This is a genomic window from Bacteroides sp. D55t1_190419_B8 (assembly GCF_015558905.1).
GTDB classification, from domain to species: domain Bacteria; phylum Bacteroidota; class Bacteroidia; order Bacteroidales; family Bacteroidaceae; genus Bacteroides; species Bacteroides vicugnae.
Genome location: NZ_JADMOU010000002.1, coordinates 70,808 through 88,290 on the forward strand (window position 1 = coordinate 70,808; position 17,483 = coordinate 88,290).

At 39.0% G+C, this 17,483-nt stretch carries 8 protein-coding genes; 3 read left to right on the plus strand and 5 right to left on the minus strand.

From position 1 onward, the window contains the following. Positions 1-3: 3 nt before the first annotated feature. Positions 4-1,641 (plus strand): glycoside hydrolase, encoded by a 1,638-nt coding sequence (locus I2I13_RS02760; RefSeq protein ID WP_195648689.1) that lies wholly within the window; start codon positions 4-6, stop codon positions 1,639-1,641. A 669-nt stretch (positions 1,642-2,310) separates the two neighbouring features. Here I2I13_RS02760 and I2I13_RS02765 read toward each other — a convergent pair. The 4 genes from I2I13_RS02765 to I2I13_RS02780 all read right to left on the minus strand — a co-directional run bounded on the left by I2I13_RS02765 (position 2,311) and on the right by I2I13_RS02780 (position 12,555). Further along, on the minus strand, positions 2,311-5,559 hold the full coding sequence (locus I2I13_RS02765; protein WP_195648690.1) for a glycoside hydrolase family 2 TIM barrel-domain containing protein: 3,249 nt from the start codon (positions 5,557-5,559) through the stop codon (positions 2,311-2,313). A 35-nt stretch (positions 5,560-5,594) separates the two neighbouring features. After that, positions 5,595-9,227: a hypothetical protein gene (locus I2I13_RS02770; protein ID WP_195648691.1), complete on the minus strand. Its 3,633-nt coding sequence runs from the start codon at positions 9,225-9,227 to the stop codon at positions 5,595-5,597. A 35-nt stretch (positions 9,228-9,262) separates the two neighbouring features. Next, on the minus strand, positions 9,263-11,074 hold the full coding sequence (locus tag I2I13_RS02775; protein ID WP_195648692.1) for a glycoside hydrolase family 105 protein: 1,812 nt from the start codon (positions 11,072-11,074) through the stop codon (positions 9,263-9,265). A 200-nt stretch (positions 11,075-11,274) separates the two neighbouring features. Continuing rightward, positions 11,275-12,555, minus strand: a complete 1,281-nt coding sequence (locus I2I13_RS02780) for a hypothetical protein (protein ID WP_229128554.1) — start codon at positions 12,553-12,555, stop codon at positions 11,275-11,277. 333 nt (positions 12,556-12,888) lie between these two features. Between I2I13_RS02780 and I2I13_RS02785 the strand changes: the two genes are divergently transcribed. Then, a complete protein-coding gene (locus I2I13_RS02785; RefSeq protein WP_195648694.1) occupies positions 12,889-14,841 on the plus strand; it encodes an NPCBM/NEW2 domain-containing protein in 1,953 nt (650 codons plus the stop codon). A 442-nt stretch (positions 14,842-15,283) separates the two neighbouring features. Here the strand turns inward: I2I13_RS02785 and I2I13_RS02790 are convergent, their stop codons facing one another. Beyond that, entirely contained in the window at positions 15,284-15,811 is a 528-nt protein-coding gene (locus tag I2I13_RS02790) for an RNA methyltransferase (RefSeq protein WP_115483856.1), read from the minus strand. Positions 15,812-16,312: 501 nt separating this feature from the next. On the opposite strand from I2I13_RS02790, the gene nadA reads away from it, so the two are divergent. Beyond that, complete coding sequence (nadA, locus tag I2I13_RS02795) at positions 16,313-17,251, plus strand: quinolinate synthase NadA (protein ID WP_195648695.1); 939 nt, start codon at positions 16,313-16,315, stop codon at positions 17,249-17,251. Positions 17,252-17,483: the final 232 nt, after the last annotated feature.

The following is a 17,483-nucleotide window of genomic DNA, read 5'->3' on the forward strand; positions in this document are numbered from 1 at the left end:
AATATGACGAAATCTATCTTATTCAGCTTGACACTGGTATTCATCACAATCGCTTGTTTTGCACAAGACTATTATGGGAACAACCGTAAGCAGTGGCTACAAAAAGCAGAGCAATATAAACCGAAACTTATAATCACAGAGAAAAAGCCACTGAAAGTAGTAGATATTGTACCCGACGCACAATCGTTTCAGAAATACAAAGCAATAGATGTCAGTCCTATCGACTCCTTGTACTCTATGCCTTTCAGACTGAAAAAAGAAATTACGATTGACTTCGGAGAGCATCTGACCGGATATTTCAGTTTCTCTGTAAGGAGTACCGGGCTTGCAGCCGACGGTCCGTTAAGGTTTAAATTGACCTTCGGGGAAGTTCCTTCGGAAGTGGCTGTCCCTTTTGATTCTTATAAAGAAGGCTTAAGCAGGGCATGGCTGCAGGACGAAGTTGTTTCTGTAATGTATGTGCCGCAAACAGTCAATCTTTCACGCAGGCTGGCTTTCCGCTATGTGAAAATAGAGTTGCTGGGCAGTTCCCCTTATTATGATTTCAACATACATGATATAAAATGTATGGCTCAAACTTCTGCCAGAAACATACCTGAAGAGCTTCCGCAGACAGTTGATCCCATGATAAGGAAAATAGATCGTGTCGGACTCAATACACTGAAAGAATGTATGCAAACCGTTTACGAGGATGGTCCGAAGAGAGATCAGCGTCTTTGGATCGGTGATTTATATCTGGAAGCTCTTGGCAACAATTATTCTTACAAGCAGCACGACCTTACAAAACGGTGTTTGTATTTATTGGCCGGATTGAGCGATCTGAACGGATATCTGTTGGCTACTGTAATTGAAAATCCTGTGCCAAGAGCCCAGGACAAACAGTTTCTTTATGAATATGCGCTATTATATAATGTAACATTGAAAGACTACCTGGAAGCAACAGGCGATATGGAAACTGTCAAAGACTTGTGGCCTGTGGCTAAAAAGCAGCTGGATATTGTCCGTACCAATGTCAAGACGGACGGATTGATGGATTTTGAGAAAGTAAAGAAAGACTGGTGGGTATTTTTCGATTGGAAAGAGGATTTGTATAAAGAGGTTCCCTTACAAGGAGTATCCATATTCGCACTAAAGGAATCCTACAAGCTGGCTCAACTGCTCGGAAAAGAAAAAGAAGTTGCCGACTTGCCTCAATTAACTGATAAAATGATAAAGGCTGCCCGCAAAAACTTATACAACCGGAAAACCGGCTTTTTCGTCGGAACAGGCGACAAGCAGATTTCCTATGCTTCACAAATATGGATGATCTTAAGCGGAGTTGCCAGTAAAGCTGAAGGCAAAAAAGCTTTATCAGCATTGACTACAACACAGGATGTTTGTTATCCCGGCACTCCTTATATGTATCATTATTATATTCAGTCGCTGATAGATTGCGGAATGAACCTCGAAGCAAAAGAGGCTTTAGTCAATTACTGGGGAGGAATGATTGCCAAAGGAGCCGATACATTTTGGGAGGCATACGATCCTACAAACGACTTTATTTCTCCATACGATTTTTATCCTATCAACAGCTATTGCCACGCTTGGAGCTGTACGCCTGTTTATTTTATCAGGAAATACCCTGAAATATTTCAGAAGTAAGGTGTTCAATACAAACCACTAAGAATACTTTTAATTCTGTATATCGCAAAAATTTGGAAACGCTCTTTTTATGTTGTATATTTGTAGAACAAGAATATAGATCATCAATCAAAAAAGACGAATAAAGTATGGATTTAAAAACAAATAAATTGAAACAAATAAACTAAGTAATTATATAAAAATACAGTGGACAGAAATCCTGTCAATAGCTAAGGCTGCGAAATTCTATGAATTCTGCAGCCTTTCTTGTTACATAAATTCAATATAAATGCCGATAAAATCTTCCATATAGTTTTTAATAAACTCAAACAACGTTTCTAATAAACTCTTCAAAAATCTATTAGAAACGATAAAGCTGTTTATGCATAAACAATAAAGATATTTCAATAAAATAAATATCGTAAGAAACAAACAACCGTGTACTATATATATAAACGATAAATTTATGATACATACACACTATTCCATTTATTATACAAATATACTTTCAGGACCGTGTACAGTTGGCCATTTTCATCACTGAATTCTAAATGACCAATGCTACACCTTATTCTGACGAGAGGATTGAAAGTTCCTGAAAAAAGAAATCACCTTTGCTACGATATGCTGTAGCAAAGGTGATTCATTAGATCAAGACTTTTCGGACGACCCTTTTATAAATTTAAAAGCTTATTGGACAGCCTTTTGATTAAGAACCGGATAAATACAAAAGCTAAAAGACACAGGTTCTGCAAAAAGTACATATTGTTCGAGTGGGGGAGGTCCGCAACTCCTATTACCAATCGGATATGTTTTATAATCGATATTCCACGTGACGTTGTCAGTACGCTTTAATTGGCTCTCATCTATAGCTTCAGACAGGTTTTCAAGGGAGTAATGCATTACGCTGGATTCAATAAATGGCATACCTTCAGCAATAAGTCCAATCCCCTCATTGTCGGTCAATGAAACCCATGAACAATGATATTTGTTTCCATTCTCTTGAGGATACGCATGATGCGTAAACTGTTCATCTACAGTTCCGGAGAATTTACCCAAACGAGCTCCCGAATGTCTGTCGTTATATGTATCATACGGTCCGTAGCCATACCATGAAAAAGTATCATTGCCAGACTTTACAGTCATAGTATAGCCTATACAGGGGAAGCTGATTATATTGCCAAATGGCTTCAGATCAGTATCTATCTGTACTTTTCCGGAAGAATCAACAATATATTTAGTGATATATTCCACATACGACTTATTTCCCGTTTTTTGTGCAATAAATGTTGTTGCCACACTGACTGTACCATTCTTTTCTTCAGTCAGCTTAAACGATTTCAATTTATGTTGCAAACTATCCAGTCCGGCTTCTACCCATTGACGAGAAATTTCATTCTCTGTTTTAGGACGGTAACCGCCATCATTATGGGTCGGAGCCCGCCACAGATTGATTCGAGGACCTCTCTCCAAAAATTCCTTACCACCTACGATCCAATTTTGAATGAGCCCCGTTTTCTTGTTGAACACAATATTTATACGATCATTATAAATACCTATTTCATTCGCTTTCTTCTGTACAGTCAGCTTTCCGCCATTCCCAGTGTTTCCTTCCACCGTAGGATTTACCTTTCCTTCTTGCAAGGTGAATTGCTCCCATGCGATTTCAAATCCCTTAGGTGCCCAAATAGTACCCTTTTTTAAATAAGCACTGATTTCGAGTATGACTTCCCCTTTCTGTCCGGAATCAGGATACCCGGTATCTATTTTCACTCTGGCAGAAGTGCCCGGAAAAGCCTCAATATCGGTCAATTCGCCATTTTTTATCAATTCACCATTTAGCATTAATTTCCATGAAAAATTAAATGCGGAAAGCGGCAGATAATTATATTCATTTTTGATAGTCAGCTCTCCGTTACTATAATCAAAACGGATATGCTGATAGATCTTCTTACATTCATTAATAGCCGGCTTTATTTTCCGGTCTGCAAAAACAAGCCCATTAGTGCCGTTGAGGGAAGAGAAATATTCTTTGCCTGTTACATCGTCTTTTCTAATTACACTTTGATCCACCCAATCCCAGATATAGCCACCTATCAGGCGTGGATATTTTTTCACTGCATTCCAATATTCCTGATGATTACCCAATGCATTACCCTTAGCGTGAGCATATTCGCACATCAATACCGGACGTGTTTCACCTTCTTGAGTAGCAAGCTTTATAATCCCTTCTACAGACGGATACATGGTACTGACAACATCTACAGCCGGAGGTTCCGGAGGATTCACCGCCGGACGGTTGGTCTTCATAAAATCGATGCCATAACCATATTGCCTTGAACCTCCATTATGCATATAGGCCTCGAAATGTACAAGGCGGGTAGGATCGTAATCTTTGACCCACGAGGCTCGTGCGGCATTGTTTGCTCCAACACCCGATTCGTTCCCCAACGACCAGAAAATAATAGACGGATGGTTCTTATCTCTTTTTACCATTCCGGCAACACGTTCCATTTGAGCAAAAAGCCATAACTCATTATTTGAAAGTTCAGCATCTGCGCCACACGTTTCCACATTAGCTTCATCCATCACATAAATGCCATATTCATCGCATAAATCATAGAATGCCGGATCTGCAGGATAGTGGGAAGTTCTTACAGAGTTAAAACCGAACTGTTTCATTAAAGTCACATCCTGTACCATTCTTTCATAAGGAACGGTTTTTCCTTCCCAAGCGTCATGATCGTGCCTGTTTACTCCATAGATGTATTCACGTTTTCCATTCACGCACAGTTCATGGTTGTTCTTGAATTCAACTTTGCGAAAACCGATACGGGAACTTCTTGATTCTACTACGTTGCCTTTATTATCCTTTAATGTCAGGACTATGATATATAAGTTAGGCATTTCGGATGACCATAATAAAGGAGCCTTTACATTTGTTTCCAGATATTTTGCCAATGAAAAATTCTGTTGATACTTTTCGGTCGTAATCGTCTTGACCGGCATTGACATATCTACTCCGAGAGCAGGATTACCTTCTTTAGTATATAATCTGGCTTCAAGCACCCAGTCCGAAACATCTACTGTTTTCTTGCTGGATATGACAGGGCGTATTCGCAGTTTTGCGTCTTTATAATCCTTGTCCAAGTCTGTAATTACAGCAAAATCCTGTATGAAAACATCAGGGCGTGATTCAATATAAACATCCCGGGTGATGCCGTGAAAGCGCCAATGATCCTGATCTTCAAGATAGGAACCATCACTCCATCTCAACACCTGAACTGCCAATTGATTCTTTCCTCTTTTCAGAAAAGGAGTCATGTCGAATACTGCAGGCAGAGTGCCGCCATCTTCATTATAACCGACTTTTTTCCCATTGACATATAAATAGAAAGCCCCTCTGACTCCGGCAAAATGAATCAATACATTCTGTCCCTCCCATGATGCAGGTACTTCAAACGTCTTCCGGTACAATGCTATATGATTATCTTTACGTGGTACAAACGGAGGATTGACAGGACGAAATTCATAGCCTTGTCCACAATAAACCTGATCACCATATCCTTTCATTTCCCAGGTAGACGGAACAGGTATATTGTCCCAGGAATCATCATTTGCCTCTACTTTCATAAAATCAGACGGAAGATTGTCCCAATCTGTAATAAACTTGAATTTCCATGTTCCATTCAATGACTGATACCGGGAGGACGAAGAGCGTTTTACTTGTAACGCTTCTGTTTCAGTAGGAAATGAAATAGATGTTGCACCATATGGTTCCCTGTTAATACTGTTGATTAAAGGGTTTTCAAATTCACTTTGCCCGAATCCTATGGGTGGCGTAGCATAGCTATCACTGCCATCAAAAGGTATTTGTGAAATCCCTTTAGCAGCCAGACATAATAGAAATATGATTATTAGTTGTTTTTTCATTTTCATTCTATCACTTTCAATAATTATCATTCCGATAGCCTTTATTTCTCTACTCCAAACTCAACCTCGTTTGCCCAATGCTCTTTCCAGTCCGGATGGAATGCTCTGGAGTTTTTCTTCGAAACACTTCGTCCGCGTGCTATTTCCATACAAGCAGCCCCGGCGCCATCATCATTGATTCGGGCAGAGAATTTAATTTTATCGCCTTTATCAATGGCTTTTTTCACATCGGGTATTTCGGACCATGGAATGGCACATTCATAATACAATGTATTACCTTCACGTGTGGTAATCAATTTTCCATCTTTTACAGCCCCGTCAAATGGAGATTTGGGTTGGCGAGGATAGAAGTGTTTTCGCGGCATGCCCGGAACAAGCATTCTCCATATTTCAAAACCACCGCCATATTCGGGAGCAACAGTATTCAAGGCGTATTCATAATCTGTGCATTTATAACCGATGTAACGCGGCATGGTGCCTTTCGTTTCAGCTTCCATACCATCTTCGCCGATTGGAATTACATTGAAAGCAATAAGTATATTATCCGTTGCTATCCCATTGGTGCCATCCGGTAATGTCGGGCGTTTACGGTAAGTGAAACGACGTACCTGTTCCGGCCATACCAAAGGAACCAAATCATCTTGAGAAACAACATTGCAAGTAACATCTTGAGGCAAAGAAGAATCTGCACCAATCAGATAATATCCTAATTGCCCGTATTTACCAATCCAGTTTCCGACAGTATCAAAATCACGGTTTACAAGTTTTGCTGAAGCACCGGTATTACCCGAGTTAACAACATTGTCTGATGAATCAAAAAAGATACCTGATAATTTCGTTGTGTACCACCAACCATAAGATGAACAACGTATGCGCACATTACCACATAAATCCAATGTCAGATAAGTACCATTCCATAGCTTGTCTATCTTGGTAGAAAGTAATTCTTTGCCACTTTCTTTGTCATAAACAGTAACAGATAGCCCATTCTGATTTATACTTGGGAAATAAAGAGAAGTGCGGACATATTTATCTTTTGGCAAATGAATATCCATACCCATCGACAGAGTAGTAGATGTATTTTCCATATAATTCATCATGCGCCCTTTTGCCGAAGGCAATTGCAATGCTTTTGGATCGGATTCTGCCGCAGGCTGTGTCACTATGGTAGAATGCATGGCATATATGGTCTGCATATAAGCTGTGTCAGGATAGAAATAATCATCATCATTGCGAGTCTCAAATCTCAATGTTCCCTTATTGGGAGTTTTGTCCGCAACTTTTGCTGCAAAATAAAAATAGTCATCATCGTAAGCCAGGTAGGTATGTGCCAATCCTTCCGCATTACTATCAAACTTTTGATATGGATACCATGCAGCTTCCGTCAAAGAAATGCTGGCCTTGGAAGAACCTTCTATCGTTTGTGAGATCATATTTTGCCAGTCATTCAGATTACCATCTATCTTCATTGTTTTTTTTGCAATGTAATTGACATGCATATTTTCCCAATGTACGGCGAATCCATCTTTTCCGGCATCGAAATGAACTTCAAGCGGATAGTTATTGTCTACACTGGCAGTTCCATTTGCCACTTTCACTCTGATTATTTTTGTCTCATTAGGCTTAAACGATACATTCTGCGGATAAGATATATCCAGATTACCAATAGAAACAGACAATACACCTTTCACCGGACGATTGAGGATATTGGTCAGTTGAAGTTCCATTTCCGGTTTGCTGGCAATGGGAGCTGTAAAGTCTTTCGCAATTATTTCTATAGGTTCATACCCCACGATGTCTGCCTTACTAATGGCAGAAACAAGTTTGTCAAAAGCTCCCTTCTCACCATTTACACGCATATAATATCCCTGATAATTAAGAGGGATTTCGTAGATTCCATTTTTAGGAGCAATGACATTTCCATAGAAATCATAAAGCAGGAAGGAGGGATTGGCTTTCAATATCATTTTCCCGTCAGTGATGGGATAGTAGGTATTCAGTTCATTTTCTATCTTTTTACGTTCAGCACTATTTGCAGGTAATGTTTTCAATTTATGATGCAAGTCGATTTTTTTTCTCGCTTCGCTTAGGCTACGCACATTTCTGAAAAGGATATTCTCTGCACCGAATGCTTCACCCAAATCTCCGGTAATCACAATTGTTCCGTCGTCTTTCTTATTTTCATACCCATCAAAGATCATTACCCAAGGCAACCCATTTTTAAAAAGAAGCCTGTCAAACTCTCTTTCTCCGATCATACTTTGTGCTGCTCCCACAGCAGCTGCCGCAGACCATGTATTGTGGAGTTTAGGCATTGTCTCCTTTCCTTTTTCGGTACGAACCTCCATACTACGCACTGACCGGTTCGGATCCCCGGAATACATATAACCTCCAAATATACCCATCGATCTGTCATATCCGGCGGAACGGTTGGCTGCAATAACAAGCCCCACACGGTCGTCGGTATTTCCTACCCAACTTTCGGTATCCCATATTTTCACACGCCCCTTGTTATCCTTACGCTTATTCCACTCGGGATATAATACCGGTGCCTCCATACCTTGATAGTGAATGGAGAGAAAATCAAAGATTGGCAACATATCCATTGTTCCATCAGCAAAAAACTTATCCAACGCATTCGAATTAGAGTCGCCTCCTCCCACAAGAACATCTATGTTTTTCTTCCGGGCTTCAAGCACCGCTTCAGCCATTTTCGTATATATCTCTTTATATCTTATCATATCAGCCTGCCAACCGGATATGGAAGTTCCTTCCCACGGTTCGTTCCACAAACAGACAGCCGTTACCGGTCCTTTGGGCCAGCCAAAATCAAGACATAATTCTTTTACGAATTTCTTAAAGTCTTCATCCAATTCGGGAAGCCATACCAAATCCTGCTTCGTATGAAGAAATTTTCCATTCTCATCCAAATGCGGCCTGGTAGTACCCAAAGGCATGGACTGTGCCATACGTCCCTCACCAAACATCAGCATAACAGTGATATTGTTATCCATGAAATCTTTCATCAATCTCTTCAACTCTTGTCGGAATCCTTGATAATCCGAACTATTAGTCGATACGAAAGGAATACCGTAGCGAATGGACTGAACACCTACTCTATTCAAAAAATCTACTCCCAAATAATCCAAAGATTGTTTGGGATATTGCATTTTCACTAATGACGGCTTCATGCTATAGACAAAACTTGTACCCAATCGACGCCCGTACTTTCCAAGATCAAACACAACGGCATATCCTCCAAAATCCTTAATATCGTCTACCGATACAGACGTATTGACATAGCCATTCGGCGAGATTGATAGGTGAACAGGAATCACTTTCTCATAATCAAGCTTAATCATCTGGGGCAACCAAATATCATTAGGGATTCCTTTCGTTCCATAGCGAAAGATATGTACTTTCGCATCTATATCTATTGATTGTGATGTGTTATTAATCAACTGAAACTTGAGCCGGATATCATCCTCCGGCCAAAAAACATTAGCAGGAGCAGACGATTCTATCAGATTTACATCGAAATCATAAAATCTTAGTCCATTTTTTACACCCATTATTTCTTCGTAGCCTACCCAGTCTTGGGGGTCTTTCATCTGTGCTGCCAATGTCGAGACAAGCATGAAAGACAAAGCCATTAGTACAAGTATCTTTTTCATAATATTATATTTGGATATCTATTTTTTTACATCAGTTATTTGGCGTATTCATCCATCATTCGCTGGACTTCTATACCTGCAAATATGACGGCAAACGATCCATGTGTATCATCATCGAAAAATGGACGGTTCATATAATAGTTTACATCTTCAGTACACATGGTTCCTATACAGATTTTATGTACCGTTCCATCGTCTTCGATCTCGGATGCCACTGCATCCCATCCTTTCAATGCAATTGGTATGAATTTTTTCTTATCCAGCCAGCCATACCTGATACCGCGTGCTATACCCATTGTAAATATGGCCGTACCCGAAACTTCTTTGGGAGAATCGCTACGATCGATTACATTATGCCAGAATCCGTCAGGACTCTGATATTTTATCAGAGAATAGACAAAAGTCTGATATTGCTTGAGTATTGCTTTGTATTTGGGATGACTCTTAGGCAATGCCATCAATACGTCAGACATAGCCCAAATAGCCCATCCATTGGCACGTGACCAATGAGGTAGTTTAATGTCGGGGCGTGATGTATAATTAGCATGCATATAAAGACGAGTGTCTTTGTTCCATACATGTTTCGTAAAATCTATAATCTGATTGGCTGCATCATCGAAGAATATCTTTCGCAACTCCGGTGAATTGCTATACAATCCAGCTTGTATCAAGAAAGGAATACCCATAAACATATCATCTACCCACACTGTATATTTTTCCGGAGTATCACGGGTATAATTGGTCATTCCTTCACTTCTGATTTGCCCGAAACGTGCATAGTTTGTCATTTTATCAATGTATGCCTGATAAATGTTTCTATTCTTAAAATCCTTATCTGTACGTAAACGGTATAGAATGGGAAGTGAGGGAGCTAATGTAAAATCAAGTAATGTGGAATTAATTACCATCGCATTGGCTGAATTATATGCCCGCAAATTGTTGACTTGATAGTCAACAAATGGCATGCCTTCCATTTGATAGTCGCAGAAGTCAGTTGCCCATTTGGTATATTTATCTGCTCCGGTCAGTTCACCAAGTTGCTGCATGGCCCAGGCAACACCTCCATTATGGTAATTCCATTGGTAAGTAGTTCCCCAAACTTCGGGATCTATCATTTCTCCGAGTACTTCTATTTTAGGAATTGTCCAAGTCACCGGACAATGAAGTCCTTTATACATATATCCAAACTTGAATTCCTGTTCCGGTTCATGCACTACGTCAATGCCACCCTGAAAAGGTCCGATAATGAGCCAGTTGGTAAGGTTGGACACTTGTTTATCAACATTATTCAAATTGGTTAAGCCTATTTGAGGATAACTCCGGACAGTGGATAAAACGGCATCATTATCACTTGGCGGTTGTAAGAACACACACCATTCTTTGCCGAAAGTGGCCGACTTTATCAACACATTGTTATTACCACTTTTCAACGGAAGCAAGAATGAAGAAGTCATCTGCATACTTCGTTCTCCGCGGTTTATCTTAATATCCCGCTTCCCTTTATTTTCATAAACCAGTTGTCCGTTACACCAGATTTTACAGGCATCGTTATGCTCTGTTTCTACACGTATGGTGGTATCTCGGGGAAACGATAGCTGTGTATAGGCATAGGCCACAGCTTCTTGTCCCAAACCGAAGGTACGCCCGAAATCCACAAAGTTTAACGTGTTGAAAGAAGTACTACGAGAAGCAAGTCCCAGCTTGTAAGCAAAGGGAGTTTCTCTAATCAATTTATCACCAATCTTCTTTACTTTTTCTACAGGTGATTCTTTGCTCTGTTGAGGAAAAGCAGTGCCTACCCCCAACAATGCAGATAATAACAAGCATATCCATTTCTTCTTTTTCATCGGATCATTTCAGATTATATAGATTTAGTTAACGCGCCCAACAGGACAATGATAACAATTGCAAATCTATCCCAAATCATCCGCAACCATGCAAACAAAAGGCTAAGAAAAGAGAGAAAAAGGTAAAACAAAACAGGAACAAAATATGAACAAAACAAGACAACCATCTATGTATAAGATGGTTGTAAGAAAAGAGAGTATTATTTTCTTTTATCTGAATCGAAGTTTTCTTCATATACAACCTTACCATCAAGATTGTAGACTTTCACATAATCTACAGCTCCGCATCCCTTAAATCTTAACGTAAGTTCATTGGCATATCCCAAAGGTTCATTATAATCCATTCCTAACACTTCTTCTCCATCTACGTAGAAGGTAGTTTTCTTATTCACTACTTTGATAGTCATGACATGCCATTCGGAAGAGTTAAAATTAAACCGGCTTAAGTTGTACTCATCTCCCTTAATTGTATTTTCTCCACTGATAAATTTTATATAAGCATATCCGTTTTCATTCATAGCAAAGCCATGCATAGCTGTATCCGAATGTATATACATGATAATATCCGAGCAAGGAACAGCATTCTCCTTTTTTGAATTGCGAACGCGTGCCTCGTATATGAAATTATCTCCGTCTATCAACTTTTCTTTATAAAACACATAACTGACAAACATGTGGTTAGTATGCGCTTCTTGTGGGACATTTTCTATTGGCAAACTTACATATCCCGAATCATTGTAAGCCTGCTCCATCGGAAAAACTCGAAATATTTTCTTTCTTTCCTCACGGACGAAAACCGACCACCCCGTCTTGCGGCACTCCACCGGAATGGTCTTTATAATTCTATCTTTATACTTCAGATGACAGAATGCTTCACCTTCATATATATAGGTGGCATTTATCTTATCTATATTTTCATTTAGTTTTCTTTCGGATACATCCCCATTAGCTTCTTCATATACAACAGTGATATCTTCAAATAATGAAGCTGGTATATGATAGGAGAATGTGACTGTAAGCGGACATATTCCTTTTACTTGTGAAGTGGTAAATTCTATTTTTGAAATCAGATATTCCACATACATATCCTTTAATTTATATGTATACAACATATATCCGACTATTGCCAATAATAGTATAGCAGTAAAATTTACATACCATTTATTTTTCTTATAGATACGATTCGATACCTCTTCCGGATCTTTTGTCACTTTATTCGACGTGTTATCCAGCTGGGAACTATTTACATTTTTTTCTGTGTCATCTGTATGCTCCTTTGTTTCTTCAACAACGTCTTCCGTCTGGATACTGATAGCCTCTTCTTTCTTCGTTTTCTTCATTACAAAGTCGGTATACCCCGAATAACCTAAGAAACGACATAAAGCATCTTTTGTCGCCAACTGTGGATTGCCTGTCTTCTGCTGAAAAAATCGTTTAAGTGTATTAGCATTTACATCGATCTTCGTTGTTTCGAAGATCATATTTTCCAGTGTTTTAAATTGATTTAAGTCCCAGGACTCCGAAGAACCCCACGACTCTAATAAAATATTATATTCTTTTATTATTTCCTTTATGTACCTTTTATCCTTATATTCGTCCATCATTTATATTAAAATTAAACACGAACTAATTATTTAGAAATAAAAATCCGCTGTGAAAATACAAATAAAATCTAGTAATTGTCAAGCATAAAGTGGTTTATTTGCGTTTTGTCCGGATTTTGTTTTCATTTTATTCTCTTTTTTATTCAACTTCATCAATCCTATCCTATACTTTTGCAGTAAAGAATTTATTTAATACTAATTTCAAATACAATGAAAAAATACTTCTCCGCATTATTAATCATACTGCTTTCGAGCTTTACAACTGCTCCCCGTATAGTATGGTTAGATGAATTAGATCTCTCTAACGTCGATCAATCTGCAGGTAAAGCAATAGCCAATCAATCAATGTGGAAAACACCACTTTCTATCGCCGGAGAAAAATTTGACCGGGGTGTAGGTACACATGCCGCAAGCGTATTCCGCATAAAACTTGACGGCAAAACAGTCTCCTTCAAGGCATCTGCAGGGATAGATGATTCCGCACCCGAACACGAATTAAAACAAGCCAGTGCCGAATTTATAATTTTAGGAGATGGCAAAATCATCTGGCGAAGTGGAATCATGCATGCAGGAGAAAAAGCAAAACAAATAGATATTTCTGTTAAGGGTATAAAATCTCTAATCTTACGTGTCGATCATGCAGGAGATGGAATAGCCGGAGATCGCACCAACTGGGTAAATGCCAGGTTTGAAGTGAAAGGTGCCGATCCTGTTTCGGTAAAAAAAGAACGTGAACAGGAATACATCCTAACTCCTGCTGTGGCAAGGCAGCCTATGATTAATGCTCCTTATATATATGGTGCCCGCCCGGGAAATCCATTTCTGTTTACAGTACCTGTTTCAGGAGAAAGACCACTAAATATAACTGCAACTAATTTACCCGAAGGATTATCCATCGATAGCAATACCGGCATTATTACAGGAAAAGCGATAAATCCGGGAACCTATACTGTTCATATCTCCGCTAAAAATCAATATGGAGAAACTACTAAAGACTTAACTCTTGAAATCGGGGAAAAGATAAGTCTGACTCCTCCTATGGGCTGGAATAGCTGGAACATTTTCGGAGCAGACATTGATGACAAGAAAATAAGAAGGATGGCCGACCGCATGGTAGAACTGGGACTCGTCAATTATGGATATGCTTATATAAATATCGATGATGGATGGCAAGGCGTACGTGGAGGAAAATACAATGCAATAATGCCGAACGATAAATTTCCTGATATGAAAGGTCTTGTTGATTATGTACATAGTAAAGGTCTCAAAATAGGAATATATTCTTCTCCGTGGGTACAAACTTTTGCCGGATACATTGGCAGCAGTGCTGATACACGTAATGGTAAAGTTGTCAATTCAAGCCGCAGATATGGAGAATTTTCATTTGCTAAAAATGACGTAAAGCAATGGGCAGAATGGGGATTCGATTATATTAAGTACGACTGGGTAACTAATGATATAGCCCATACAGCAGAACTATCATATCTTTTACGCCAATCGGGAAGAGATATTCTATATAGCATCTCCAATGCTGCCCCATTTGAACTGGCAGAAGACTGGAGCAATCTAACAAATGCCTGGCGGACAACAGGAGATATTTATGATTCCTGGTGTAGTATGACTACCATAGGTTTCCTTCAGGATAAGTGGCAACCATTTGCCAAACCAGGCAGTTGGAATGACCCGGATATGCTCATTGTAGGAAAGGTTGGCTGGGGAAAAAATATACATTCTACACATTTATCTCCTGATGAACAATATACCCATATCACTTTATGGAGTATTCTAGCGGCGCCTTTACTGATAGGATGCGATCTGGAACAGATGGATGATTTTACAATGAATCTATTAAGTAACAGAGAAGTAATAGCCATTAACCAAGATATTGCCGGTATACAAGGTAGCAGAGTATATGCTGATAATAATAAAGAAATTGAAGTATGGAGTAAACCATTAAAAGATGGTTCCATAGCAGTCGGATTATTCAATCTATCCGATAATAAACAGGACATATCTATTTTCTGGGATCAACTGAATATTCAAGGTAAACAGAAAGTGCGTAATCTTTGGGAGCAAAAGGATAAAGGAGTTTATATAAATAAATACCAATCTGACGTACCTTCACATGGTGTACTTTTCATAAAAATAGAACCTGTGAAATAAAACAACTTGATATAATTGGCAAGTAAAGACAAACTAATAAAACGTGTTGTGTTAGTGTTGATAGTGAAGAACAAACAGATTTGAATTACACATTCAATACTTATTAACCGACTTTATTAACCGGAGTTAGTAAAGTCGGGGTATAACCTTCCTTATACTCGATTGACCAATATTTATTCCGCTTTTACAGGACGTACATAAACAATATACAAGAGCTATAGATGCTACTTGCAGGAACTATAGATCCAATGTGCAGCGCATATATGTCCAATACGCAGGATATATATCCTCTGTAAACAGCATCTATATATCCTGCAAAGAGCATCATTACATCACTTGGATTCTACACTTATGAACAATTATAGATCTATTGATTATAAATAAATTAACTACATTATCCACCAGTTATCAACCTTTTATTAACCAATGGAGTTTTAAGCTGCTAGCGTAGCTTTTTGAATAAATCCCAGATTACAATACCGGTAGTTACGGAAACATTCAACGAATGTTTTGTACCATATTGAGGAATCTCTATACAGCCATCCGAATGGTTAATAACCTCCTGCTGTACCCCTTTCACTTCGTTTCCCATTACGATAGCGTACTTCTTGGTTTTATCCAGCTGAAGTTCATCAAGCATGATGCTTCCTTCCACCTGTTCTACAGAATAAACGATATACCCTTTGTTTTTGAGGTTATCAACAGCATCAACAGCGTTATTAACATACTTCCAATCAACAGTGAACTCCGCACCCAATGCAGTCTTATGCATTTCAGGGTGTGGCGGGGTAGCTGTTATACCACACAGATAGATACATTCAATACGGAAAGCATCCGAAGTACGGAACACAGAACCTATATTGTGCAAACTACGAATATCGTCCAGCACTACTACCAGAGGCAGTTTTTCAACTTGTTTAAACTCTTCGGCACTGATACGGTTCAGTTCTGTTATTTTCAGTTTACGCATACGTCTTTTCTTTTATTATGTTCTTGTCCACAAAGGTAATTCTTTTCAGTTAACAAGGTGTTGATAACGGTTTAAAACCTGTCAAAACTATCGGCAAAGATTTTGAAAAATAATTCTTGCATTATTCAAAAGAAGGTATAAGAGGCCTTCGTTATGAACATTCCAAAAAACTAACCCAAAACTTTCTACACAGACATAAACATATTTTTCAGCACTTATCTGCCTGTTTATATCCATAAAGTTTTTAACTTTGCACTTTATCAACAGGGAGTTAATAGCAAACTTCCATTTGATGGTATTTAACGATGCTTTCATTGATAATGAAGTAAGTAGGATAGAATATCTTGTCCTTTACATCAGTTCATAACCAACTCATAAAACAGAAGTATGGACTAATAACTTATCTGGCAAGAAAAATCATATTTATTTGCTAACATTATTAACAGGCTATCATCACTAACAAAGGATTTTTTTTAAAAGGAAAGAAATAAGAATATTATTATGAATGAACTCATAAAGGCTATTAACGAGCTAAAGAAAGAAAAGAATGCAATCATTCTGGGACACTACTACCAGAAGGGGGAAATACAAGACATCGCTGATTATGTTGGCGACAGTTTGGCATTGGCTCAATGGGCAGCCAAAACGGAAGCGGACATTATTGTGATGTGTGGCGTCCACTTTATGGGGGAAACGGCAAAAGTGCTTTGTCCGGACAAGAAAGTGCTGGTGCCCGACATGGCGGCAGGTTGTTCGTTGGCGGACAGTTGTCCGGCGGATCAGTTTGCGCAGTTTGTCAAAGAGCATCCGGGATACACCGTTATTTCTTATGTCAATACAACAGCTGCGGTGAAAGCGGTGACTGATGTGGTGGTGACTTCCACCAATGCGAAGCAGATCGTGGAAAGTTTCCCAAAAGATGAGAAAATAATCTTTGGCCCAGATAGGAATCTGGGGAATTATATCAACTCAGTTACGAACCGGAATATGTTGCTTTGGGACGGTGCCTGTCATGTGCATGAACAGTTCTCTGTTGAAAAGATTGTGGAATTGAAGACGCAGCATCCCGAAGCATTAGTGCTGGCACATCCCGAATGTAAGAGCACAGTTTTGAAACTGGCTGATGTGGTAGGAGCTACAGCTGCTTTGTTGAAGTATGCCGTGAACCACCCGGAAAACACGTATATTGTGGCTACCGAATCGGGTATCTTGCATGAGATGCAAAAGAAGTGTCCGCAGACAACGTTTATTCCTGCTCCTCCGAACGATAGTACGTGCGGATGTAACGAGTGTAGCTTCATGCGGTTGAATACGTTAGAGAAGCTCTATGAGTGTTTGAAGAATGAAGCACCGGAAATAACGGTAGATCCGGAAGTAGCGAAGAAAGCAGTGAAGCCGATTCAGCGGATGTTGGAGATTTCGGCTGAACTGGGATTATAAACTATTGAGAATATATAATCTATAATTAAGGCTGTTTCAAAGATGCTTGGAACAGCCTTAATTTTTGGCAAACTATTATGTAAAAGAGATAATGATGACGCATTTGTATCAGTAATAGGCGTATTTGTGTTTTAGTAGACATCACTTCTTCTCTATCTTTGTGCTATTAATAATTGTAATATGGAAAACATAAATAATAGGGCAAGATGATTTTATTCATATTTCAATGAAT

Bases quoted from the DNA above. Each gene is read 5' to 3' on its own strand.
- I2I13_RS02775 (WP_195648692.1), bottom strand. From the start codon at position 11,074: ATGAAAAAGAAGAAATGGATATGCTTGTTATTATCTGCATTGTTGGGG.
- I2I13_RS02760 (WP_195648689.1), top strand. From the start codon at position 4: ATGACGAAATCTATCTTATTCAGCTTGACACTGGTATTCATCACAATC.
- I2I13_RS02770 (WP_195648691.1), bottom strand. From the start codon at position 9,227: ATGAAAAAGATACTTGTACTAATGGCTTTGTCTTTCATGCTTGTCTCG.
- I2I13_RS02765 (WP_195648690.1), bottom strand. From the start codon at position 5,559: ATGAAAATGAAAAAACAACTAATAATCATATTTCTATTATGTCTGGCT.
- I2I13_RS02780 (WP_229128554.1), bottom strand. From the start codon at position 12,555: ATGATCTTCGAAACAACGAAGATCGATGTAAATGCTAATACACTTAAA.
- nadA (WP_195648695.1), top strand. From the start codon at position 16,313: ATGAATGAACTCATAAAGGCTATTAACGAGCTAAAGAAAGAAAAGAAT.
- I2I13_RS02785 (WP_195648694.1), top strand. From the start codon at position 12,889: ATGAAAAAATACTTCTCCGCATTATTAATCATACTGCTTTCGAGCTTT.
- I2I13_RS02790 (WP_115483856.1), bottom strand. From the start codon at position 15,811: ATGCGTAAACTGAAAATAACAGAACTGAACCGTATCAGTGCCGAAGAG.